19 protein-coding genes and 1 pseudogene are annotated in these 23,099 nt (G+C 65.7%); 14 read left to right on the forward strand and 6 right to left on the reverse strand.

Annotated elements, in window-relative coordinates:
• Positions 1-173 precede the first annotated feature (173 nt).
• From L5G32_RS12300 to L5G32_RS12310, 3 genes are read left to right on the forward strand one after another with little or no spacing between them, the layout of a single operon-like run.
• Positions 174-1,859, forward strand: a complete 1,686-nt coding sequence (locus L5G32_RS12300; protein WP_237011348.1) for a hypothetical protein — start codon at positions 174-176, stop codon at positions 1,857-1,859.
• Complete coding sequence (locus L5G32_RS12305; RefSeq protein ID WP_237011349.1) at positions 1,856-3,751, forward strand: glycosyltransferase family 2 protein; 1,896 nt, start codon at positions 1,856-1,858, stop codon at positions 3,749-3,751. The genes L5G32_RS12300 and L5G32_RS12305 overlap by 4 nt, the downstream gene beginning before the upstream one ends.
• Before the next feature lie 60 nt (positions 3,752-3,811).
• Positions 3,812-4,606, forward strand: coding sequence for an SDR family NAD(P)-dependent oxidoreductase (locus L5G32_RS12310; protein ID WP_237011350.1), 795 nt, complete (start codon positions 3,812-3,814; stop codon positions 4,604-4,606).
• Here L5G32_RS12310 and L5G32_RS12315 read toward each other — a convergent pair.
• Positions 4,591-5,889 (reverse strand): PucR family transcriptional regulator, encoded by a 1,299-nt coding sequence (locus tag L5G32_RS12315; protein WP_237011351.1) that lies wholly within the window; start codon positions 5,887-5,889, stop codon positions 4,591-4,593. The two genes, L5G32_RS12310 and L5G32_RS12315, sit on opposite strands and share 16 nt — an antisense overlap.
• 151 nt (positions 5,890-6,040) lie before the next feature.
• Here L5G32_RS12315 and L5G32_RS12320 point away from each other — a divergent pair, with 151 nt between their 5' ends.
• From L5G32_RS12320 to L5G32_RS12335, 4 genes are read left to right on the forward strand one after another with little or no spacing between them, the layout of a single operon-like run.
• Positions 6,041-6,811: a glucose 1-dehydrogenase gene (locus L5G32_RS12320; RefSeq protein WP_237011352.1), complete on the forward strand. Its 771-nt coding sequence runs from the start codon at positions 6,041-6,043 to the stop codon at positions 6,809-6,811.
• Between the two features lie 11 nt (positions 6,812-6,822).
• The gene (locus L5G32_RS12325; RefSeq protein ID WP_237011353.1) at positions 6,823-8,292 is read left to right on the forward strand and encodes a class I adenylate-forming enzyme family protein; all 1,470 of its coding nucleotides are present in this window, start codon (positions 6,823-6,825) and stop codon (positions 8,290-8,292) included.
• Positions 8,293-8,294: 2 nt separating this feature from the next.
• Positions 8,295-10,157 carry a DUF3556 domain-containing protein gene (locus tag L5G32_RS12330; RefSeq protein ID WP_237011354.1) on the forward strand — a complete coding sequence of 621 codons (1,863 nt, stop codon included), beginning with the start codon at positions 8,295-8,297 and terminating at the stop codon, positions 10,155-10,157.
• Positions 10,154-11,590, forward strand: a complete 1,437-nt coding sequence (locus tag L5G32_RS12335; RefSeq protein WP_237011355.1) for a phytoene desaturase family protein — start codon at positions 10,154-10,156, stop codon at positions 11,588-11,590. The genes L5G32_RS12330 and L5G32_RS12335 overlap by 4 nt, the downstream gene beginning before the upstream one ends.
• A gap of 13 nt (positions 11,591-11,603) precedes the next feature.
• Here the strand turns inward: L5G32_RS12335 and L5G32_RS12340 are convergent, their stop codons facing one another.
• Positions 11,604-13,082, reverse strand: coding sequence for a phospholipase D-like domain-containing protein (locus L5G32_RS12340; RefSeq protein WP_237011356.1), 1,479 nt, complete (start codon positions 13,080-13,082; stop codon positions 11,604-11,606).
• Positions 13,083-13,118: 36 nt separating this feature from the next.
• Positions 13,119-13,736, reverse strand: coding sequence for a hypothetical protein (locus L5G32_RS12345; RefSeq protein ID WP_237011357.1), 618 nt, complete (start codon positions 13,734-13,736; stop codon positions 13,119-13,121).
• Here L5G32_RS12345 and L5G32_RS12350 point away from each other — a divergent pair.
• The 7 genes from L5G32_RS12350 (at position 13,735) to L5G32_RS12380 (ending at position 19,718) form a co-directional block, all read left to right on the forward strand.
• The gene (locus L5G32_RS12350) at positions 13,735-13,896 is read left to right on the forward strand and encodes a hypothetical protein (RefSeq protein WP_237011358.1); all 162 of its coding nucleotides are present in this window, start codon (positions 13,735-13,737) and stop codon (positions 13,894-13,896) included. The two genes, L5G32_RS12345 and L5G32_RS12350, sit on opposite strands and share 2 nt — an antisense overlap.
• Positions 13,897-13,901: 5 nt before the next feature.
• A complete protein-coding gene (locus L5G32_RS12355) occupies positions 13,902-15,119 on the forward strand; it encodes a sensor histidine kinase (RefSeq protein ID WP_237011359.1) in 1,218 nt (405 codons plus the stop codon).
• A complete protein-coding gene (locus tag L5G32_RS12360) occupies positions 15,116-15,823 on the forward strand; it encodes a response regulator (protein WP_237011360.1) in 708 nt (235 codons plus the stop codon). The genes L5G32_RS12355 and L5G32_RS12360 overlap by 4 nt, the downstream gene beginning before the upstream one ends.
• A gap of 86 nt (positions 15,824-15,909) precedes the next feature.
• Positions 15,910-16,899 (forward strand): ABC transporter substrate-binding protein, encoded by a 990-nt coding sequence (locus L5G32_RS12365; RefSeq protein WP_237011361.1) that lies wholly within the window; start codon positions 15,910-15,912, stop codon positions 16,897-16,899.
• Between the two features lie 2 nt (positions 16,900-16,901).
• Complete coding sequence (locus L5G32_RS12370; protein ID WP_308192040.1) at positions 16,902-17,918, forward strand: ABC transporter permease; 1,017 nt, start codon at positions 16,902-16,904, stop codon at positions 17,916-17,918.
• Positions 17,905-18,936 (forward strand): iron chelate uptake ABC transporter family permease subunit, encoded by a 1,032-nt coding sequence (locus tag L5G32_RS12375; protein ID WP_237011362.1) that lies wholly within the window; start codon positions 17,905-17,907, stop codon positions 18,934-18,936. Before L5G32_RS12370 ends, L5G32_RS12375 begins: the two co-directional genes overlap by 14 nt.
• Positions 18,933-19,718: an iron ABC transporter ATP-binding protein gene (locus L5G32_RS12380; RefSeq protein ID WP_237011363.1), complete on the forward strand. Its 786-nt coding sequence runs from the start codon at positions 18,933-18,935 to the stop codon at positions 19,716-19,718. The genes L5G32_RS12375 and L5G32_RS12380 overlap by 4 nt, the downstream gene beginning before the upstream one ends.
• 474 nt (positions 19,719-20,192) lie before the next feature.
• Here L5G32_RS12380 and L5G32_RS12385 read toward each other — a convergent pair whose 3' ends face one another.
• The 3 genes and pseudogenes from L5G32_RS12385 to L5G32_RS12390 form a co-directional block, all read right to left on the reverse strand.
• Positions 20,193-21,137 carry an alpha/beta hydrolase gene (locus L5G32_RS12385; RefSeq protein ID WP_237011364.1) on the reverse strand — a complete coding sequence of 315 codons (945 nt, stop codon included), beginning with the start codon at positions 21,135-21,137 and terminating at the stop codon, positions 20,193-20,195.
• 133 nt (positions 21,138-21,270) lie between these two features.
• Positions 21,271-21,717, reverse strand: a complete 447-nt coding sequence (locus L5G32_RS19395; RefSeq protein ID WP_308192041.1) for a nitroreductase family deazaflavin-dependent oxidoreductase — start codon at positions 21,715-21,717, stop codon at positions 21,271-21,273.
• Positions 21,718-22,978 (reverse strand): annotated as a pseudogene (locus tag L5G32_RS12390) (NADH:flavin oxidoreductase/NADH oxidase family protein); the annotation flags it as partial.
• Positions 22,979-23,099: the final 121 nt, after the last annotated feature.

Here is a 23,099-nt window from a genome sequence, read left to right on the forward strand (position 1 = left end):
CCGATGACGAGCAGTCCGATGACCACCAGCCCGAATATCACCGTAGTGAACGCGGGCGAACGGTGCCGCCGTTCGCATGGTGGGTGCTCGCCACGGCATGTGTCCTGCTCCTGGTGCTACTGGTAGCACGTCCTGATTGGTTCGGGCGGTCCGCGGACGACGACAGTCTTCATGTGGCAGCCGATCGGCACCTGCAGCGGACTCTGGACGGCATCGGATACTCAGATGGTCTGTGGCTGAGTGACGACACCTCGTCCGCGAACGTCGTTTTTCGCGTCCCCGTGGACGTCGGGCAGTCGCAGACACGCATACATCTACGCGGACGTGTGCAGGTCGCACAAGAATCGACGGCGTTCCTTGCCGTCATCGTCGACGGCGACCAGGTAGACCGCAGCGAACTGCCACGCGGCGACGCCGAACTCGACCGTATCGTCGACATCCCGGCCGGTGCGGTGGCCGACGGACAGGTACGCGTGCAGTTCCGTCTTGACGGCTCGCTGCACGACCAGATCTGCGCCACCGACCACTCGACGGGAGCCAACGTCCACATCGAGCCGGACACTCTCGTCGAAGCGGCACTCGACGAGACGGTCGGGACAGTGCGGGACGTCGTCGCGACGTGGGACGACGCCGTCGCTATTGTGCTGCCAGACAACGGGGACCCGTGGCGGACTGTGGCCGCACAGCTCGGCGTCGGCCTGACTCAAGCGGGCCACCACGTCACGTATGCGGATGCCCTGCCCGACGATCCGAGCAATGCCGTTGTGGTTGGTCCCGAAGGGCAGCTTGAGGGCCTCGGATGGGGTTCGTCATCGAATGACCAGGTCGCAGTAGGCACGATCGACGGTGTACCGGTCCTCGGTGTGCGGAGCACGTCCGCGGCTGACGCGACCCGGTTGATCACCGGCCCACTGTTGACCGCGGCAGACGGGTCAGGCAACCAACCGCGTCGGGTGCCTGCCGCGCGCCCGGTCGGGGCAGAAGTTGCATTGGGCGATCTCGGCACCGACTTCACGACGGCCACGGTCGTCGAGAACCACACGTGGCGTGTCTCGTATTCGCTCGCGGATCTTCCCGGCGGTCGGCTGCCGAGAGCAGTGCGCGCGGATTGGGAGCTGCCGGCGAGTCCGTCGGATCTGACGTGGATCGTGAATACCACGCTCAACGGTCGGCTCATCGACTCTCGGCAGCTCCGCGGAGGCGGCCCAACGCCGGTCATCGACCTGCCTGCACAACTGCAGCGGACCAGCAATACGGTGACCTTCACGGTGCAGCGAGACCGCGACCTCGGCGGCTGCGATGTCCGGCAGACGCCGTACTCGATGGCGCTCGACTCCGGATCGGCGCTGCTCCTCGGTGAGGATCGAGGAACCGGCCTTACCTCGCTTCCACAGACGTTGGCGACGGGGTTCACCGTGTACGTACCGCCGCAACAGGGCGTGGACACCGTCGCAGTCCTGAATGCGTCGGTTCCCGTGCTCGCCGAGTTCGTACCCGTAGACGGCGCACCCGACTACCGGTGGAATCGTGCGGCGGAGGATGGGAAGCCGTTCGTTCAGATCGGGACCAGCGCAACCGTGATGACTCCGGTGACGGTCTCGGACGGACGTCTGGAGTCTGGTCGGCCACCCCGGACCGACGTCACCGCGATCAACGACGGCGTCCTCGTCTCGAGTGGAACAGTGGGCGATGCGGTCGCGGGGTTGGTGATCCAACCGGTCGGTTCCGGCACGACGACAATGCTGCCGCCATTCGGCACCGAATCTGCGCAGGTCGTCACCCGACACGGGTCGATTGCATTCGGCGCCGACGGTTCTCCGGTCGAGAGTGTCTCACCGAGTCGGAGCGGTCCGGGATGAGTCGCCGTCCGGCGGACCCCCAGGAGTCGGCTGCGATCACCGACTACTTTCGATCGGTCGACAGCGCGCCAGCCGAGTATTCGGTCGACCGTCCTGCGGCCGGCACAAACGGTTTCCTGGTGCTGTTCGCTGCATTGTGCCTCGTCGCGATGTGTGCGAAGACCGTCGGTGAGCGGACGGGAATCGCCGACGGGCCGAACGACGTCGTGCTGTTCGCTGCAGACCGCGGCGATGCGGCGGTGCCGACTCGGCTGTTCATCGTCATCTTCTTCGTCACGTATGCGGCGTTTGCATACTCGAACGTATGGCGACGGATTGTCATCGGCAGTGCGCTGATCGCAAAGTTCGCCGTGTTCTGCCTGGTATTGGATGCGACCGCGTGGGCGCTGCACCACCTGGGGGTCGTATCCGCGTCGGTGTTCGGGCTCCAGATGATTTCCGGTCTTGTGGCTCTGACGATTCTGCCGCACACGATCATGCGGCAGGCGCAATTGCCAGCGGCGGGACGGCCGCCGCTGGCTCCACGGACGCCTCTGTCGGCGTACCTGGTTCTGTCGTTCGCTCTCGTGGTGGCGCTGGTGGGTGCGGCGGTTGCGCTGCAACTGTTCGGTACCGAGGTCGACGCGTTGCGTCAAGTCGCGATTCTTGGCGGAATCGGGCCGGGAGTCTTTCTGGTGCAACAGATCCTGGCATCGGTGACGGCCGCGTTCGGATGGCGCAGGCTACGCCGCATCGAAGGGGTCGTGTTCACGCCCAGGGTTGCAGTGCTCGTGCCCGCGCACAACGAGGCGCACGACATCGCAGACACGATCGCCTCGGTGGACCGCGCGGCGCAGACCTACGGTGGCGACATCCACCTCTATGTCGTCGACAACGCTTCGAGCGACGCCACCGGGCAGGTCGCCCAAGATGCGATTGCGGCATGCGTGTCCATCACCGGCGAGGTGATGGACTGTCCCCCGCCCGGTAAGGCGATCGCCTTGAACGCGGGCATATCCGCGATCACCGAGGAATTCGTCGTTCGGATCGACGCAGACACAGTCATCGGTCCGAACTGTCTTCAGCGCGCGATGCGGCACTTCGTCGACCCCCACGTCGGGTCGGTCGGCGGCTTGCCGCTGCCCTCAACCGAAGAGACGTGGATCGACAAGGTTCGCCTCGTCGAAGTCCTTCTGCGGCACGGGTTCTTTCAACTCTCTCTCGACGGGTACCAGGGGGTTCTGGGGGTGCCCGGTATGTTTGCCGTGTACCGTCGGAGCGCGTTGGCGCTGGTGGGTCCGATGGTCCAGGGTATGAACGGGGAGGACACCGACATCTGTCTTCGGCTCGACTCTGCGGGCTATCACACGGTCGCCGACCCGACCGCCGTCTACTACAGCGAGACGCCGCTCTCGTACGCTCATCTTCGTGAGCAGCGGACGCGCTGGTTCCGAAGTATCTACCACATCACCGCGCACAACCGCGCCACGTTGTTCGACCGCCGGTCGATGACCGGTACGTTCGTACTGCCGTTTCAACTCGTCAATGCGGCCCGTCGCGCCATGCTCGCTCCGTTGCTGTTGTTCGCGGTGATCGCGCAGACCGCGTTCCACATGACGTTTCTGCAGATGGCATGGCAGCCCGTGGTGGCGACCGTCCTCGGAATGCCGATGGTCGTTGCAGTATGCGTGTGTCTGGCCCTCGCGCCCCGGGCAGTCAAATATGTCCCGGCGTACCTCGGGTTTCGAGTGCTACGCAGCTATTTCACACTCGGCGCTGCGCTGTCATTGCGCTATCCGCCGGTTTACCCGAGAGACGAATGGGCGCGTGTCCGCTCGCGAATCAGTGAACACCCGTTCCGCACCCGTCGGATGAGTAGACCGTTGCCGACTGACTCTCCCGCACAAGTCTGATCGTCGAGACTGTTCTTCGCGCACAGTGTTTCAGATCACCGCCCCATCTACCATCGTGGTATGAATTCAAGTGCTGTAGTCACAGGCGCGGGGCGCGGAATCGGGCTGGCGATCGCTAGAGAGCTCTGCGCGCGGGGCAATCGAGTAGTGCTGACCGACGTGGACGGGGAGTCCGCCGAGCGTGCCGCGGCTGAGATCGGTGGTGGTGCGATCGGTCTGGAGCAGGACGTGCGTGAGATCGGTTCACATCGCCGTATCGCCAACGCCGCCGAGGAACTCGGTCCGCTGGCTCGGTGGGTCAACAATGCGGGAATACTGTTCGCGGGCGACGCGTGGACGCACAGTGATGAACAGGTGGCGGCACTGCTGGAGGTCAACACGCGCGGCGCCGTCGCCGGGTCGTCTGCTGCGATCGAAGCGATGGGGGCCCGAGGCGGTGCGATCTTGAACATCGCGTCGATCTCTGCGCTGACCCCGGTCCCTGGCCTGGCCTTGTACGCTGCGAGCAAAGCAGCGGTCTTGTCGTATACGACGTCGCTGCAGGGTGACCTCGACCACGCAGGCCTGCCGATTCGTGTCCATTCGCTCTGTCCTGACGTCGTGCGCACCGCCATGGTGACCGATAATGAGCGGGACCCGGGTGCCGTCATGCTGTTCTCCGGGCCGGCTCCGCTGTCCGCAGAGCGCGTCGCACGAATCGGTGTCGATCTCCTTGAGAGCCGACGACAGATCTTCCGTGTAGTGCCGCGTTGGCGTGGGTCTTTGGTGCGAATTGTCGACGCCGCACCGTCGGTAGGGCTGAGCGCGCTCGGCGTGATGCGTCGAATCGGCGAACGGCGTCAAGCGCGGTTCTGACCGCTGGACAACACTGATGGCCCGAGCCACCGGCACGCCAGCAGCGCAAACTCGAGGTTGAACCGGTCGTCGTCAACCGGGCGGCCGCGCACCGCGACAGCATTATCGATCCGATACTTCACGGTGTTGCGATGGATGTAGAGCTTCCGGCCGACCGCCTGAAAGCTGCCTCCTTCCGAGAGGAAGCACAACAGCGTCTCCCGGAGCACAGCGGCGGTCTTGTCGTCTGCAGCGAGATCGCCCAAAACTGAAGTGACCATCGACCGGGCGGCGGGCACGTCGCCGACCAGCAGTGAGGCCGCACGCACTCCGGGTTCGGCGAAGGTCGTCACATCGTCGGCGGAACTCGCAGCGAGGTTCGCGACTGCCTGCGCGCGTACCGCCTCCCAATGGGTTTCGCGGAACCCTGCCGCCGACGCGCGGGGGGTGCCAAGCGCAACTCGGACCCCCTTGTCTATGATCGCTTTGCTGCGGATCTCGGAGACATCGACGTCGCTCGCGGACGTCGCGCAAGGGATCCAGGCCCAACCGACGGAACCGTCTTGCGGCATGAACAGCGGCTGTCCTATGCCTCCGATACTGTCGGCGACCCTGCTTACCGCCGACTCAAGGCGCCGCAGGGCTGTCGTAGTGTTGCCGCCCGCATCGTCCCAGACGATTACACCGAGGTGACGTCCCGTCAGTCGATAGCCGAGCGCCGCTTCGGCGTCGGCGATGTCGACGTCAGCGTCATTGAGGAGCGTGGCCAGCATGGTCTCGCGTACCCGGTTCCGATTAGCGAGCCATCGTTCACGTTCAGCGTCGTACGCTTCGATCACCTGCTCGGCAACCCTCTCGACGTAACTGAAAGCGATGTCGTGCATCAACCGCATAGCGCCGTACGCCACCTTCGGGTCGCGTTCCTGACGTGGGATCTCGGTGAATGCCACGTCGAGGATTCGTCGCTGCCCGAATCGATAGGCGCGAGTCAGTGCCACGATCGAGGTCCCGCGCTGAGCCAGACGCTGCGCGTATGCGGTTGCCGCGGCCGGTGCGGTGACGTCAGTGACCTCCAATGAGTGCTGGGTAAGGTGAAGGAACGTCTCGACGTTGCTCTCGGTACTGGCTCGAAGCAGTTCGAGAATCATCGGATCGCCGCGCAGGTCCGGAATGGATTGGGCAAGCTCGAGATGCAACGCGGTTGCGGTCTCAGTGAGACGACCTCCGATCGTGCGTGCGACCTCGCGCACGCAGGCCGCTATCCGTTCGTGCAGATCGTCGTCGTTGGATCTGGTATTCAGCATTGACCTTGCCCCTCGAATCGGCTTAGCCGTCTCATCGCATTGTGCGCACAACTGTTGCACATACACTGTGCGCTCCGCACAGTGTCGTAGCTCACCGGACTTTCTAATGTTGGTGCTGATCATGTTTCGTCCGCAGCAGATAGGAAATCTCATGGTGCACAACCTTGCAGGAAAGACCGCCGTAGTCACTGGCGCAGCGAAGGGAATCGGGTTCGCAATCGCGCAGCGATTCTCCGACGTCGGAGCGAACGTCATTGTGGCCGACCTTGATGGCGAGGCGGCGACAGCGGCAGCGGGCCGTTTGCCGAACGCCATTGCGGTGACTTGTGACGTACGTGATGAGGAACAGGTGCAGGCGCTGGTAGACACCGCGGTCAACACCTACGGTGGCCTGCACGTTATGGTGCCGAACGCAGGCGTGGCGACGGTGTCGCCGATTACTGAACTGGACCTCGCCGGTTGGCGGAATGTGATGTCAGTGAACCTCGACGGCGTATTCCTATCGATCCGGTACGCGGCCCCCGCGATCGTCGCCGCTGGAGGAGGGACGATTGTCAGCCTGGGATCGATCACGGCGCTCGCCGGAACGCCTCTGATCGGCGCATACGCCGCGTCGAAAGCGGCCGTCGTCAACCTGACGAAGACGGCTGCTGTGGAGCTTCGCGACCACGGCGTGCGGGTGAACGCCGTCGTTCCAGGTTTCGTCGAGACCGAGCTGGTGACCTCGCAGGTGCAGGTGTTCGAACAGGCACTGGGTCTGCCGGGCGGAGGTTTCCGCGGCCTGATCGAACAGAAGCAAGGGCGGTTCGGCACAGTCAGTGAGGTTGCTGACGCAGTCATGTTCCTGGCGGGCGACGAGTCGACGTTCTGCAGCGGCAGCAGTCTCGTCCTCGACGGCGGCCTCGACGCCGGTCTGTTCTGAGAGCGACGACCATGCCCACCGATTACCTTCCCTGGGAGCGCCCGGAAGCCTGGGGTGCGAGCAACTGCGTTCGCGACGACAACGAGGAACTCACCTACGACGAGTTCGCTGGCCGGGTGATCGCCGCCGCAGAGCATTTCACTGAGCTCGGTATCGGCCGCGGCAGCGTCGTCGCGATCATGCTGCCCAACCGCATCGAACTGTTGACGTCGATCGTCGCTGCATGGCGGCTCGGTGCGGCGGCGACGCCGATCAACCCGGTGTTCACCGACTCTGAGGCGAACTACCAGATCAACGACGCGGGCGCGGACCTCGTCATCGTCGCCGACGAGTCGTCGACGGTCGACGGGAAGCGGTTGCCGGTCGGCGACCTGCGGACGGCAGCCACCGGGACGCCCGCCGATCCGGCGGTCGACGAGGACGGGCTGGCGCTGTTGATCTACACGAGCGGCTCGACAGGACGACCGAAGGGCGTGCGCCTTACGCACCACAACGTGTCGTCGATGGCGTCGATGATGGACGCCGCGCTGCGGTTGACCACCGACGACCATTGCCTCCTCGTCCTCCCGCTCTTCCACGTCAACGCGATCTGTGTCAGCTTCCTGTCGACGATGCTCAGCGGCGGCCAGCTGTCGATCCTCAGTCGGTTCCACCCGGTCGAGTTCTTGAAGTCGATCGAACGACTCAAGCCCACCTACTTCTCTGCGGTGCCGACGATCTACGCGCATCTCCTCGCACTGCCGGACGAGGTCCAGGCCGACACGTCGTCGGTCCGCTTCGGCATCTGCGGTGCCGCGCCCGCCTCGACCGAACTGTTGGCCGGCTTCGAGGAGCGGTACGGATTCCCGCTGCTCGAAGCCTATGGACTCACCGAGTGCACGTGCGGTGCGACGTCCAACCCGATCGACGGCGTCCGCAAGCCGGGAACTGTCGGCATCGCTCTGCCCGGTCAGACGGTCGGCATCATGGGGCCGGACGGCACGCTGCTGCCTGCCGGTGAGCGCGGCGAAGTGGTGCTGCGCGGCGACAACGTGATGCAGGGCTACCTCGACCGGCCGGATGCGACCGCAGAGACGTTGGCGGACGGTTGGCTGCACACGGGCGACGTCGGGATCCTCGACGAGGACGGCTACCTGAGCATCGTCGACCGCATCAAGGACATGATCATCCGGGGTGGCGAGAACATCTACCCCAAGGAGATCGAGACGGTCCTCGCGCACGATCCCGCCGTCATGGAAGTGGCCGTCGTCGGACGCGACCACCCGGTGTACGGCGAGGTGCCGGTCGCATTCGTGGCCCTGAATCCGGGACGGACGACGACTGTCGACGACCTCCGTGCGCTGTGCGCCCAGCACCTCACCAAGGTCAAGGTGCCCGTCGAGTTCCTCATCCTCGACTCCCTTCCCAAGAATCCTGTCGGCAAGCTCGACAAGCCGACCATGCGCACCCAGACCTCCGACTCCGCCAAAGAAGGTGACTGATCATGGGCTTCTTCGCTCCGGAACCCGAGCCGATGGCTCCCGACGAACTGATTGCGCTACCGGTACGCGAGCGGCTTCGCATCCTCAACACCGCGTGGGTCAAGGACGGTTTCAACACGCCCCGCATGCTCCACATGGTCTACATCGTGAAGATGCTCGGCCTCTACTTCGCACTCGGTCTCGCGATCACGGCGTGGACGTCGTCGACCGTTGAGTTCACCGACCCGATGAGCTGGTTCACCCAGATCGTGACCTACCAGAAGCTCGCCGTGTGGCTGATGTTCCTGGAGGTCGTCGGGCTCGCGGGTGCCTTCGGGCCCTTGTGCGGACACTTCGCACCGATGCTCGGCAACATCCGCTATTGGGTCAGGCCGGGCACCATTCGGATGGCGCCGTGGGGCAGGCGCCTGCCCGGCACCGGTGGCGACGAGCGGACCGTCGGTGACGTCCTCCTGTACCTCGTCGTCCTCGCGAGCCTGCTGTACCCGCTCATCGTCAGCGCCGTTCCCGTGACGGCGGTGCCCGACGGGACCGACCCCCAGGAGCTCATCCCCGCGTACACGTTCATCCCGATCCTGATCGCGATGCCGCTCATGGGGCTGCGCGACAAGGTGATCTTCCTGGCCGCCCGCTCCGAGCAGTACCTGCCGATCTTCCTGTGGTCGGCGATCCTAGGCGCAGTGGCACTCAGTGACGGGGCCACGTCCTCGGACTTCGTCAATCTGGTCATCGTCTTCAAGGTCATCATCGTCGTCGTGTGGGTCGGGGCAGGCGTCTCCAAGTTCGGTCAGCACTTCCTCATGGTGATTCCGCCGATGATCTCCAACAGTCCCGGTCAGCCGTACGCCGTCAAGAAGGCGCACTACCGTGACGCCCCGAACGACATCCGCCCGAGTCGTATTGCATGGTTCATGGCGCACGTCGCAGGCACAGCCGTCGAGATCGTCGTCCCGTTGGTGCTGCTGTTCGTCGCGAACTCCGTCGTCGCGTTGATCGCCGCGATCATCATCGTGGGGTTCCATCTCTTCATCACCTCGACGTTCCCCCTCGCGGTTCCGCTCGAATGGAACGTCTTCTTCGGATTCATCGCGATCGTGTTGTGGGGCGGAGTCAGCGGCGGGTTCGACGCCGCGACCTACAGCATCTGGCACTTCCAGAACGCCTGGATCCTGGTGCCGGTGTTCGCGCTGGCGCTGGTCGGCCCGGTCATCGGAAATCTGCGCCCCGACCTGATCTCGTTCCTGCCGTCGATGCGGCAGTACGCAGGCAACTGGGCGTCGGCGGTCTGGGCCATGCGTCCGGGAATCGAGGAGCGACTCAACGAACTGCCGCTCGTCGAGAACCAGGTGGACCAACTGCAGCGGATGGCGCTCACCCCGTACACCCGCGACGAAGCCGATGTCACCCAGCAGAAGGCGGTAGGCTGGCGCTCCATGCACAGCCAGGGTCGCGGCGTCCTGTCCGCGCTGTTCGAGCACCTCGACGACATCGAGGACCGCACGCTCCGGGAGGGTGAGTTCATGTGCAACACGATCGTCGGCTGGAACTTCGGCGACGGCCACATGCACGATGAGCGGCTCATCGCCTCGATCCAGAAGCGCCTCGATCTGAAGCCGGGTGACCTCGTCGTCGCCTACTGCGAATCGCAGGCCACCCCGTGGAAGTACGACACCCCTCAGCACTACCGCGTCATCGACGCTGCGCTGGGCGTCGTCGAACGCGGTACCTGGCAGGTCGCCGACTGCGTCAAGGAACAGCCTTGGCTGCCGAACGGTCCTATCCCGCTCGACGTGCGATGGACGGCTCCCGGATTCGTGCGGCGCTCCACGCTGACCAGCAGCGCCGACGGCACGGCGGTCCGATGACTGTCGCGGCTGTCGTCGGCAGCGGGCCCAACGGGCTCACTGCCGCTATCCGGCTGGCCCAGGCGGGGCTCGACGTGACGGTCGTCGAAGCGTCCGATCGTCCCGGCGGCGGCACCCTGACCAGTGAGTCGACGGTGCCGGGACTGCTGCACGACGACTGCTCGGCGTTCCATCCGACCGGTGTCGCGTCGCCGTTCTTCACCTCGCTCGACCTGCAACGCCACGGCCTGAACTGGTTGTGGCCCGAGGTCGACCTGGCGCATCCGCTCGACGACGGCCGCGCCGGGTTGGCCGGCCGCGACGCGAGCCTGACCGCTGATTCTCTCGGCGTGGATGCGCAGTCGTGGACGCGGATGTTCCGCGCCTCGGTCAGCAATTTCGACGACCTCGTTCAGGACGTCTTCGGCCCGGTGGTCCACGTGCCGCAGCATCCGGTGACGTTTGTCCGGTTCGGTGTCCGGACGTTGCCGCCCGCGAAGCTCACCGTGCGTCGATTCCGTGACGAGCCGGCGAAAGCACTGTTCATGGGGGTGGCGGCGCACGCCTTCGGGCGGCTCGACCTGCCGTTGAGTAGTTCCGTCGGGATGCTGTTGACGGCGTCCGCACACGCGGTGGGGTGGCCGGTGGCAGAAGGCGGGAGCGAAGCGATCGCCCGCGCCCTCGTCGCCGAACTCACCGAGCTCGGCGGCCGAGTGATCACGGGCGTGCCCGTGACGTCGATGGACCAGTTGCGCGACGTGGTCGGCGCCCGACCCGAGGTGACTGTGTTCGATACTGCGCCGAACGGCGCGGCGGACATCGCGGGCGACGCTCTGCCGCCACGCGTCCTGCGCGGACTGCGGTCGTTCAAGCGCGGGCCCGGATCGTTCAAGGTCGACTTCGCCATTGAGGGCGACATTCCGTGGCGCAACGCCGACTGTCGTCGGGCGGGGACGGTCCACGTCGGTGGGTCGGCGGCGCAGATCGCGGACGTCGAGGGGAAGACGGCCCGCGGCGAGATGCCCGACCAGCCGTTCGTCCTGCTCGGTCAGCAGTATCTCGCCGATCCCTCCCGGTCGGCGGGCGGCCCGGACGGCGTCAACCCGATCTACGCGTACGCGCACGTTCCGAACGGCTACACCGGCGATGCGACGGAGAAGGTCATCGCGCAGATCGAACGATTCGCACCGGGTTTCCGGGACCGGATCGTCGCGGTCTCGACACGCGGCACTCGGGAGCTGGAGGCGCACAACGCGAACTACGTTGGCGGCGACATCGGGACCGGAGCCAACACCATCAGCCAACTCGTGTTCCGTCCGCGGCCCGCGGTGAACCCGTACTCGCTCGGAGCACCAGGGATGTACCTGTGTTCGGCGGCGACGCCGCCTGCTGCTGGCGTGCACGGAATGGGCGGCTTCCGAGCCGCGGAGTCGGCGCTCGCGGCACTGCGCTGAGAGCCGCGGCCGTTCAGAAGGGGAGTAGCGACCGGACTCCGCGGACGGTGCGACGGAGGACTGCGCGGTAGACGCGTTCGAAGCGGAACGCGTCGACGTCCTCGGGGTCGATGAGGTCGTTGTCGGCGAGCGGTGAGTCCTCGTCTGCCGTGTTCTCCCGGGTGAACGGTTCGAGTGTCCGTCCGTCGCCGCGAAGCAAGTCGATCGCCTCGACCAGGGAGCGCCGTTCGGCGAGAGTCGCGTCGAACGCTGCGGCGTCCACACCGAGGTGCTCGGCGATCAGTCGGGTCCGAACCGCGGAGATCGCCGAGCGGACGGTGGCCGACTGGTCGTCGTTGTCGACCGCGTCGATCGTCACGTCGCATTCGCTGTCGAAGCCGAGCGATCGGTTGTTCAAGTTGGACGATCCGATTCGCAGGATTCGGTCATCGGCGATCAGCACTTTGGCGTGCACGTAGATCGACTCGTCTTCCGCGGTGACCGGGAAGAAGATACGGAACCGATCGTGGACGTCGGCGTCCCAGATGTCCCGCAACAGTCGGTAGCGGGCGCCGTCCATGGAGCGCCGTTCGATGTCGCCGTCGGCGTGGCGGGGGAGGACGACGACGATCTCGGGTCCGTCGTCCTCGTTGAGGCGGGTGATCAGGGCGCCGGCGATCTCACGCGAGGCCAGGTACTGGCTCTCGATGTACAGGGTGTCCTGGGCGCTGGCGATCGCCGCCAGATACAGACGGCGGATCTCGTCGACCTCGTCGCGGCCGTCGTATTCGGGCAGGGTGCGGGAGACGCCGACCGTCACGGTGGTCAACGTCGGTTCCAACTCGTCCGGCCAAACCGGCGCCGGGTCCGGCGTTATCGGGTCCAGACGCTTACCGGTCGCAGCCTCCCACCGGTCGTAGGCGATGGTGGCGATGGCCGTCGCGGCTTCGCCGTCGAGGGCGAGCGTCACGTCGTGCCACGGGCCGTACGGGTCGCCGGTCGGTGTCACTCGGTACTCGTTCGACGTCGCGTGGTCGGACGTGTCCCACCGTTCGACGGTCATGTCGATGCCGCCGCAGAAGGCGAGTTTGTCGTCGATCACCGCGATCTTCTGGTGATGCGCTGCGGCGATGGGGTGGGCGGCATCCACGCGGTAGTGGAGTCGGCGGCCGGAGATGGCGTCCTGGACCACTGGCGGCAGCATGCCCCGCGCGATCCCGGTCAGTGCCCCGATGCTCCACCGGAGGACGAAGATCTCCAGATCTGGACGGTTCTTGGCGAGCCAACTGAGGAGGTCGCCGAGTTCGTCGGGGACGCCGGGAGTGGTTGTGTCCCTTTCCAATTCGATCCGGGTGTCGAAGTCCCAGCCGACCAGGATCACGCGGCGCTGCGCCTGCAGGAGTGCCGACTTCGCATGAGTGAAATAGTCTGCGGCGTCGACGATCACCGACAGCCGATCGGCCTTCGCCGTCTGTCTGCACGTGTCGCCGGGGACGAGGATGGATTCGGTCATCGTCGTGCCTGCTGCCGTGTGTTCACCTCTTGATTCTTACAGGTGACGGGACGGCCGAGCAGCGGGACCGGCGTTCGGCGTGGACGCGGTCCCCGAACCATCTCGTGGCGGTTGTCCGGGGAGGAGGATCTTGTCGAGCAGCCACGCGGCGGTGGCCATCATGAGGAGCGCGGCGAGATAATGGCAGGCCATCGCGCCGGCATAGCCCGGACCGCCCCATGCACGGACGGTGAAGTCGGGGTCGAGCCCGCCGGTGACCTGCACACCGACGCGAAACGCACCGTAGAGCAAGACCGCTGCGGGGGCGGCAGCGATCAGTCGCCACGTCCCGTTGCCGCCGGCAGCGCTGCGAAGAGTGTCGCGAACACGGTGGGAGGCGCGTTCGCCCACCGGGAGTAGCAGCACTGATCCACGACGCCCGGCCCGACGACGGCGGATTGCGACACCCGTCGCGAACGCCACCGTGAGCACAGCCAGGATCGCGTGCGGCCACCACGCGGCGGTACCTGCGACCTGGTTGGCGGCGACAGGTGAGCGGTCGATGTAGACAGCGACGCCCTGCGCCAGACCCGCGGCGAACAGGGTTACGAACAGCGCGATCAGTGGCCTGGACAGTGGTGGACGGATGGGACGGTATGAACTCGAGGTGGTCATGGTTCCCACCGTGCCGCTGTGTGAGCGTCCTGTCGTCGGCCCGCAGGCCGGAGTCTCACCCGTCCGCGAGGAGGACGCGTCCGCTGTAGTCCTCCTCGCGGAGGACCCGAAGACGGACCTCGCGAACGACGCGACGGCGCCCGACGCGCTCGTATGTTGATAGACATGGCTAACTCCTCCGTGACGTCGCCGACCGTGGACACTGCGCGGCCACCGTGGTCGGTGCGAGCCGAGAGCCGCCTCGGTGCGGGGCGGGCCGCGACCCTCGTCGATCTCGCGATTGCGATCGGATGCTTCGCGTTGTTCACCGGTCCTCTCCTCGTGGGCGTCGTCGATCGTCACGGCTCGCTTGCCGCGCAAGCGGCCTTCGGGCTGTTGGCCGCGCTTCCGCTGGTCTTCCGACGCCGTCGGCCGATCGAGGTGCTGGCGTGCATCACCGTCGTACTTGTGGCGGCGATGCTGGTCGGCGTGCAGTTCACCCCGTTCGTGTCCGATGCGGGCCTGGTGTTCCCGATCGCCGTCTACACCGTTGCGGTGCAACACGGTCGCGCGTGGTCGTTGTCGGTCTCGGCGGTGGCTGCGGTGGTCACCGCGGTAGGAGGTGCGATCGCGCTCGCCGTCTCGCCGGACATCGATCAGGATGCAGTCCAGTTAGTGCTCGCGGTTCCGGCCTGGTTGATCGGTGATGCGACTCGTGGTCGCCGGGAGTTTCAGCGCCAGGTCCGCGAGCAGGAACGTCGGTGGGAGGGCGAGCGACAGCAACGCCGTCGCGTCGAGGAACACCTGCGACTCTCCCGTGAAGTGCACGACATCGTGTCGCACGGGCTGAGCATGATCGCCGTCCGATCCGGAATCGGGCGAATGGTGTTCGACGAACAGCCTGAGGAGGCGCGCCGCGCGCTCGTCACCATCGAGGCCGCCAGTCGTGACGCGCTCACCGATCTTCGGGGACTGCTCCGCGACATTCGCACCACCGACCCGGAGACGGTCGCGCCGGCACCCGGTCTGGCCGATCTTCCCGCGCTCGTGGCGCGGATCAATGACGATGGGGTGGTCATGGCGACCCTCACCGAGGAGGGGCTGCCGCGACGCTACCCGCCAGCGGTTGACCTGTCGGGCTACCGCATCGTCCAGGAGGCTGTCACGAACGTCGTCAAGCACGCCCCGGGAGCGAAGGTGAGGGTTCGGCTGTCGCACCGACCGACCGAACTGGTCCTGACGGTGGTCGACGACGGCAGTCGTCGACCCGCCAGTTCGCCGGTCGGGGCAGGACTCGGGCTCGCGGGCATCCGTGAGCGTGCCGAGCTGTTGGGCGGCGACGCCGCGGCGGGACCGGACCCGAACGGCGGATTCACTGTGCGAGCGAGGCTTCCGCTCGCATGAATGGCGCGGTGGACCCGATCAGTGTGCTGGTGGTCGACGACGAACAGTTGGTGCGTGCCGGCTTCCGCCTCTTGATCGACGCGACCGCTGATCTGGCCGCGGTGGGTGAGGCGGGAGACGGCGGTGAGGCCGTTCGCGCCGCCCGCAGGCTGCGGCCAGACGTCGTGGTGATGGACATCAGGATGCCGGGCATCGACGGACTCGAGGCGACGCGGTTGATCGCACCGACCGAGGACGCTCCGCGAATTCTGATCGTGACGACGTTCGACGACGACGAATACGTGTTCGCGGCACTTCGGGGTGGGGCCAGCGGATTTCTCCTCAAAGACACCCCTCCCGAGGAGATGCTCGACGCGATCCGCACCGTCGCAGGAGGCGATGCGTTGTTGGCACCAGCGATCACCCGGCGGTTGATCACAGAATTCGTCCGGACACCGACCCGATCCGCCCCTGGTCGCGGCGGGGTCCTCGACACACTCACCGACCGCGAACGCGATGTGTTCGAGCTCGTCGCCGCCGGACTGTCCAACAGCATGATCGCCGACCGACTTCACCTCGGCGTGACGACCGTCAAGACGCATGTCGGACGCCTGTTGACCAAGATCGACGCCCGCGACCGAGTCCAACTCGTCATCTGCGCGTACGAGAGCGGGTTGATCTCGCCGGGTTCGTCGGCCTATGACGGTGGCCAGCTCAGTGATTGACCGAGAGCCCGATTCGCGGAGTGTTGTGAGCAGAGCCTAATCTATAAACAGTTTGGGTTTGCTTACCTACTCTTGGAGAGATGTTTATGTTTTCGCTCATGAAGCGGGGCGCTGCGGTCGCGACAATGGTCGCGGCGACAGTCGCGTTTACCGCGTGTTCGACCACAGGTTCGGACGACGAGGCTTCCTCGTCCGACGGCGAGATGGTCACCGTCACGACCAACTCGGGTGAGGTCGAGGTGCCGAAGAACCCGGCCAAGGTCGTCGTTCTCGACAACACCTCCGCCGAGACCGTGAAGGCGTTCGGCGTCACGCCGGTCGCGATCCCGAAGCAACTGTTCAGTTCGGACCAGCTCACCACGTGGGTCGACGACGACGACGTCAAGGACGTCGGCACGCACAGCGAACCCAAGTTCGACGTGATCGAAGACGTCGAGCCCACGGTCATCATCGGCGGCTACCGCTTCAGCAAGTACGACGACGACCTCAAGAAGATCGCCGACGCGTCGGGCGGCGCCTTCATCGACGTCGCGGCCAACGACGACTCCGAGGGCGGACGCGTCGCGCAGATGACCCGCCAGACCGAGGCCCTCGGCAAGATCTTCGGCAAGGAAGACCAGGCCGACCAGATCGTCGCCGAGTTCCAGGCCAAGCTGGACGCTGCGAAGCAGGCGGCCACCGGGCAGACCGTGTTCCTCGCGAACGTCAGCGGCGGCAAGATCGACAACGGAGCCAAGCGCATCTCGCCGCTCACTGCGCCGCTGAACGTGAAAGACGTCTTCGCCGGCGACGAGGGCGACATCCACCAGAACTCGGGTCTGACGCCCGAGGCGATCGCACAGGCGAATCCCGAGTGGGTCATCGTGATGGACCGCGACGCGGCCGTCGCGACGGACGGTGAGCAGGCGACCCCCGCCAAGGCCGTCTTCGACGCGCAAGAAGCCTTCGCGAACACCACGTTCAAGAAGGAGAACCACACCGTCTACCTCGACCCGCAGTTCTACGTCCGTGAGGGCATCCAGGGCTACGGCGAGAGCTACGCGCAGATCGCCCAGGCGATGGGCTCCGGCAACTAGTCGTGTCGTCGACCACCACTTCGGCCCAGCCCGGAAGCGCACCCGCTTCCGGGCTGGGCCGTTATGTTCTTCCCGCGACGGCCGCCGCGTGCGTGGTGCTCGTCGTCATTTCGATGATGACCGGCGAATACCACATCACGGCGGCCGGGCTGTTGAGCGGCGACACCGAGATGTGGCGAATGTTCTTCATCTCGCGTGTGCCGCGCACCCTCGCGCTGATCTTCGCCGGGGTCGCGATGAGCTTCGCGGGCGTCATCATGCAGCGCCTCACGCAGAACCGATTCGTCGAGCCGACCACCGCGGGCACCGCGGAGTGGGCGGGCCTCGGCGTGCTGCTGTGCTTCATGTACTTCCCCGACGCGTCGCCGCTGATCCGAATGGCGATCTCGACCGCGATGGCGTTCCTCGGGACGGTCGTCTTCCTTGCGATCATCAACCGCATCCGGGCGCGCAAGTCGGCGATCGTGCCGCTGGTCGGACTGATGCTCGGCGCGGTGGTCGGTGCCGCCACTACGTACGTCGCCATCGAGAGCAACATGCTTCAAGCCGTCGTCTCGTGGCGGTCGGGCGGCTTCGCGCACATCGTCCGTGGCTTCTACGAGCCGTTGTGGGCCGTTCTGTTCGTCGCCGTCGCGTGTTATCTGATGGCCAACTACTTCACGATCGCCGGACTCGGGCGCGACGTCGCGACCAGCCTCGGCCTCAATTACGGCCGGACCGTGGCCATCGGCGTCACCATGGTCGCGTTGGCGTCCGGCGTCACCAGCGTCGTCGTCGGATTCATTCCGTTCCTCGGCCTGGTAGTGCCCAACCTCGTCAGCGCGCTCCGCGGCGACGACGTGCGCAAGAATCTTCCGTGGATCGGCGTCGTGGCCGTGGCGCTCATCATCTCCTGTGACCTCATCGGACGCGTGGTGGTCCGTCCGATGGAGATCCCCACCTCCGTGGTGATGGGCGTGGTCGGCGCGACGGTGTTCCTGGCGATCATTCTGTCGAGGAGGTTCAGTGTCAATCTCTGACGGCACTCTCGCACCGGCGATCGGCACAGCGCGCCCGAGTCGTCTTCCGTGGCAGGCGCGGATGGCGATCGGCGTGGTCTTGGCCGTCGCGGCGCTCGTCCTCTTCTTGCTGATCCGAACCGGCGCCGACGACGTGATGCGGTGGGACTTCCGGTTCGGTCCTTCGTTCGACCGTCGGCTGCGCACCGCGTCGGCCATCGTTCTCGCGGCGTTCTGTCAGGGCGTCGCGACGGTCCTGTTCCACACGGTGACGCACAACCGGATCCTGACCCCGTCGATCATCGGTCTCGACTCGCTGTACGTCCTCATTCAGACGGTCGGCGTCGCCGTGGTCGGTGCGCGGTTCGTCGACAACTCCGACGGCGTCCCGCAGTTCCTGCTGCAGACGGCGGCGATGGTCCTGTTCGCAGGCGTCCTGTACCGGTGGATGTTCTCCGGCCGGTTCAAGAGCCTGTTCCTCCTTTTGCTGGCAGGCGTCGTGATGGGGATGGCCTTTCGGTCGATCTCCGAGTTCCTCCAACGACTCATCTCGCCGTCCGACTTCGACGCGCTGCAGATCAAACTGTTCGGCAGGCTCGGTTCGGTAAACACCGAGTTGCTGCCGATCGCCGCCGTCATCTGCGTGGTCGTCGGCGTGATCGTGTGGCGTCGACGCCGGGTGCTCGACGTCCTTCTTCTCGGCAGAGAACCGGCGACCAGCCTCGGCGTCAATCACCAACGAGAGCTGACACTCGCCCTGGTCCTGATCGCGGTCCTGGTGTCGGTGTCGACCGCGTTGGTCGGGCCGCTCACGTTCTTCGGATTCATCATCGCGACCCTCGCGTACCAGGTGTCGGGCGACTGGCGGCACCGCGCGACCTTGCCGATGAGCTTCCTGATCGGTGTGTTCACGCTGGCTGCAGGCCAGTTCGTGATGACCAACATCTTCTACGCGGCCGGAACACTCACCGTCATCATCGAGTTCTGCGGTGGTATCGCGTTCCTGGCGATCCTGCTCTTGCGAAAGGGGACCATGTGATCGAGTTCGCCGATCTCACCAAGACCTATGCCGAGACCACCGTTCTGGGGCCGGTGACCGGAGAGTTCGGGGCCGGGGGCGTCACCGCGCTCGTCGGTCCGAACGGTGCAGGAAAGTCGACGCTGCTGACGATCCTCGGCCGGCTGGTCGACGCCACCGACGGCACCGCGATGCTCGACGGCAAAGCGATCACGTCCTACAAGGCGACGGAGATCGCCAAACGGCTGGCGATCCTGCGGCAGGAGAACTCGGTCAACGCGCGGCTGTCCGTGCGGGACCTCGTCGCCTTCGGCAGGTTCCCGCACAGCCGCGGCCGTCTCTCGGCTGACGACGAGTCGAAGATCGACGACGCCCTTGGCTTCCTCGGACTCGCGGATCTGGCCGACCGCTTCCTCGACGAACTCTCCGGCGGTCAGCGGCAACGCGCGTACGTCGCGATGATCCTCGCGCAGGACACCGACGTCATCCTGCTCGACGAGCCGCTCAACAACCTCGACATGCGGCATCAGGTCCGCATGATGGACCGACTCCGCGACGCCGCAGACAAACTCGGAAAGACGATCATCGTCGTCGTGCACGACTTGAACTTCGCCGCCGCGTACGCCGATCGGATCATGGTCCTCCAGGACGGCGCTATCGTCGCCGCCGGTACACCCGCCGATATCATGCGCTCGGAGCTGCTCACCGAGATCTTCGGAACCACTGTCCGCGTGCACCACCTCGACGGCGTTCCGGTCGCGGTGTATGCCGGATTGTCGTCGGCCATGGTCGGGCAGGAGTAACCCGCGTAGAGTCAGCTGCCCGCACCCAACACGAGACAGGGGCAGTCATGAGTCGTAGATTCGCCGCCGGGATCGCGGTGTCGGCAGCCGCGACAGTATTGAGTATCTTGTCGCCCGGGGTAGCGTCGGCGAGCTCGACGGCCCCCGCCACTCCGGCAGAGGGGTGCTACGGGACGTGGTGCCTGATCGGGATCGACATGGAACAGTGCCAGCGACAACTCGACGCCTGGCCTGCGCTGGGTCTCATACCCGTGAAATGCCTGCCGTTCTCGCTGTAGCGGAGTCTGCGGTCGGCTACTTCATTGCCGAGGAGATCAGACTGCCTTTGCTGCGATCCTCGGTTCCCGGCTGCCGCGTGATTTCTCGAGCGGATCCCACGTGAACGCATCGATCGTCGGGAGCGGACTGCTCGAACGGGCAAGTCACCAGGCTCCCTCCGACTCTTACGTGGACGTGGGCGGACCCGAATCGGGTCTAGCGGGGAGATGCGGCGAAGGCGGCGACTGCGTCGACCATCTGGTCCAGCCCCGGTTGCTCGATCGGGTAGTGCCCGGCGTTGTCGAGCACCACCGTGGTCACCGGGACGCGGGAGACTCGGTCCAAGAATGGAGTGGACAGTTCCTGCGGCGTCCACCGGTCTTCACCGGGCTGGGTGTGGAGCACGGGGCAGGTGTCGAAGTCCTCGGGCGTGACGGTCGGCCGAAAGTTCAGGTACGAGTCGAGAAATGCCATCGTCACTCGGTTGCCTGCTGACGTGGCGTCCGCGTAGCAGGCGCGCTTGGCAGCGGGTTCGTTGACCAGCGCTCGCATCTTGCTGACCAGCTTCATCGGCACCCGCGTGCTGCGCAGCGGTGTGCGCGCCAGGGCCTTCATGACGGGCGCGCCCACTGATCCCGTCAGGGGGTCGAAGGCGGTGTCGCGCCGAACTTTCGCGGATTGCTGGTCGAGGAAGGTCATCCCGACGATGCCGCTGACCCTGCGGTTGATCGACGCGATGTGGAAGGTCTCCATGCCGCCAGCGGAGAGTCCGTAGAGAACCACTGGGCGGTCGTCCTTCGCAAGTTCGGCGTCGACCAGATCGGCGCCGATTCGCACCCAGTCGTCGTACGTGACCGGCGGGCCGGGCGCGACCTCGGTGACGCCGAACGTGGGCATGTCGATCGCGATGGTCTCGAATCCGCGTGCGGCGAGCGGGCGCCCGAGGATCATGGACATCTGGCGGCCGTTGGTGCCCACGCCGTGCAACAGGATCACCTTTACGGCGGCGTCGGGGGCGCGATAGGTATCGAGGTGTATGCGGTGGCCACGGTTCACCCACCACTCCTCAGCGGGTTCGGTGTCCGCGGTCAGCCGGTACGACGTGGGGAGGAACTTCTGGATGGCCCGCCATGCGGACTGGTCTGCATAGTTCACAACCATGATTGTGTCCAGCGCGAACAACGCTGGCAATGGTCAACCGCTTCCTCAGTCAGCGACGTCGACGCATGCCGCTCGAGAAGTCGGCTGATCACAGATCCCGATGACCGCGTCGACTTCGGGGTCAAGTCGGCCTCTACTCGGTGAAGGTGATTCGGACCGAGATCGGATCGGTCTGGAGGGCGCGGAATCCGCTGACGATCAGGGGCGCGGCGAGACGGCTGGTCGCAAAGCCTGCGGCGCGTGTCGAGACGTCGTCCTCGGGTCGGAACTCCGCAATCCCCGAGCGCCACCGTTGTCCCTGTCGGATCCGTACCCGCGGATCGGCGGAGATGTTCCGGGCCCACCCGGCTTTGAGACCGTGCTGACTGATGATCCAGGCGCCGGTCTGGTCGAACGATGCGGCGACTGGCACGACGCGTTCTGTGCCGCTTCGTCGTCCCGTGGTGGAGAGGTCGGTCGCATAGCTGGTCGAGAGGCCGATCCGGTTCAATGCCAGGACAGTCGGATTCGCAATGTACTTGCCGACGAGGCGCTCCACCGCGAACTTGCGTGCTCCGCGCTTCGATGAGCTCGCAGTCACCCTGCGTTGTGTCGGCTTCAGTGCCCCTAGTCCATTGCGTTGAACGATTGTCGCGAGTGTGCGCCACGTGGGCCTGCTGACGTCCGGCGTGCGTCCCGCCCCGAGTTCGTGGAGTTGATCTGTGTGCCACTGCAGGTCGAGAAGTCCTTCCAGTGATTTGACCGTCGAGACGTGGGCCAGACGTCGCGGAACCGGCAACTTCACCGCGCGTCGCTCCAGGGTGTCCGTGGAGTCGTCGAGCAGCGACTGGGCGAGTTGGGGTGCGATGGCCGCCGGTCGTCCGACGCCGACGACGTCGCAAGTGTCCGAGGCGAGCGCCTCGGACATTCCGGTACGGGTTCGGAACCCGCCGGTCACGGCAAGGGGGATGTCGCCGACGAGATCACGGACGGTGCGTGTGTAGTCCAGGAAGTACGCCTCGCGCTGGCTTGAGCTGTTCGATGCGACAGGTCGTCCCATCATGGCCGGGGATTCGTAACTGCCGCCACTGATTTCGATCAGGTCGACTCCGGCCTCAGCCAGCCGTGTGATGACCGCACGGGACTCGTGCTCGGTGAATCCGCCGCGCTGGAAGTCCGCGGAGTTGATCTTCACCCCGACTCCGAACGCCGGTCGTACCGCGGTGCGAATCGCCGCGATGATGTCGAAGAGGATTCGTGCGCGGTTCTCGATGTCACCGCCCCATCGGTCGGTACGGAGGTTGCTCAGAGGGGAGAGGAACTGGGAGATCAGATAGCCGTGCGCTGCATGGATCTGCACTCCGTCGAAGCCGGCGAGCTCCACGAGCTCAGCCGTGGCGGCGAACCGGGCGACGATGTCGCCGATCTCGTCTTCGGTGAGCGCTCTGGGCGCCGGCATGCCCGGAATGTCGAGCCCGACGGCCGACGGTGCGGCCCGTCGTGGTGAGCGGGTTGGCCTGGCGCCCCGGATGATTCACCTGAACCCACACCGGCGATCCGCCGTTCTGAGCGTTCTTCGCCCAACTGCGGAACTCGTCAATCTGTTCGTCGTTCTCCAGAATCACGTTGCCTGGTTCGCCGAGATAGCGTCCGTCGACCATTACGTTGCCGGTGACAATCAGCCCGTAGCCGCCATCGGACCAACTGGAGTAGAGCCGGTCGATGCGGTCGCCGGGCACTCCTCCGTCCTCGGCCAGTCCCTCGCTGAGCGCTGACTTCATGATGCGGTTGGGAAGGATCTGACCGCAGGGGAGCGTGAGTGGGGTGGCCAGTGTGGCCGGCTCGGTGAGGTTCGGTGACATGTCAGCCTTTCGTGAATGGGCCTGGTGGAGAGGGCTTCTCGGCGGTCGGTTCGCGGTCGTGGGATTCGTTGATCGGCGAGGTTGATGGCAGGCCAGGCTCGAGCTCCACAATGCGTCTTCG

This window comes from Gordonia zhenghanii (assembly GCF_021738965.1).
In the GTDB taxonomy this organism is placed as follows: domain Bacteria; phylum Actinomycetota; class Actinomycetes; order Mycobacteriales; family Mycobacteriaceae; genus Gordonia; species Gordonia zhenghanii.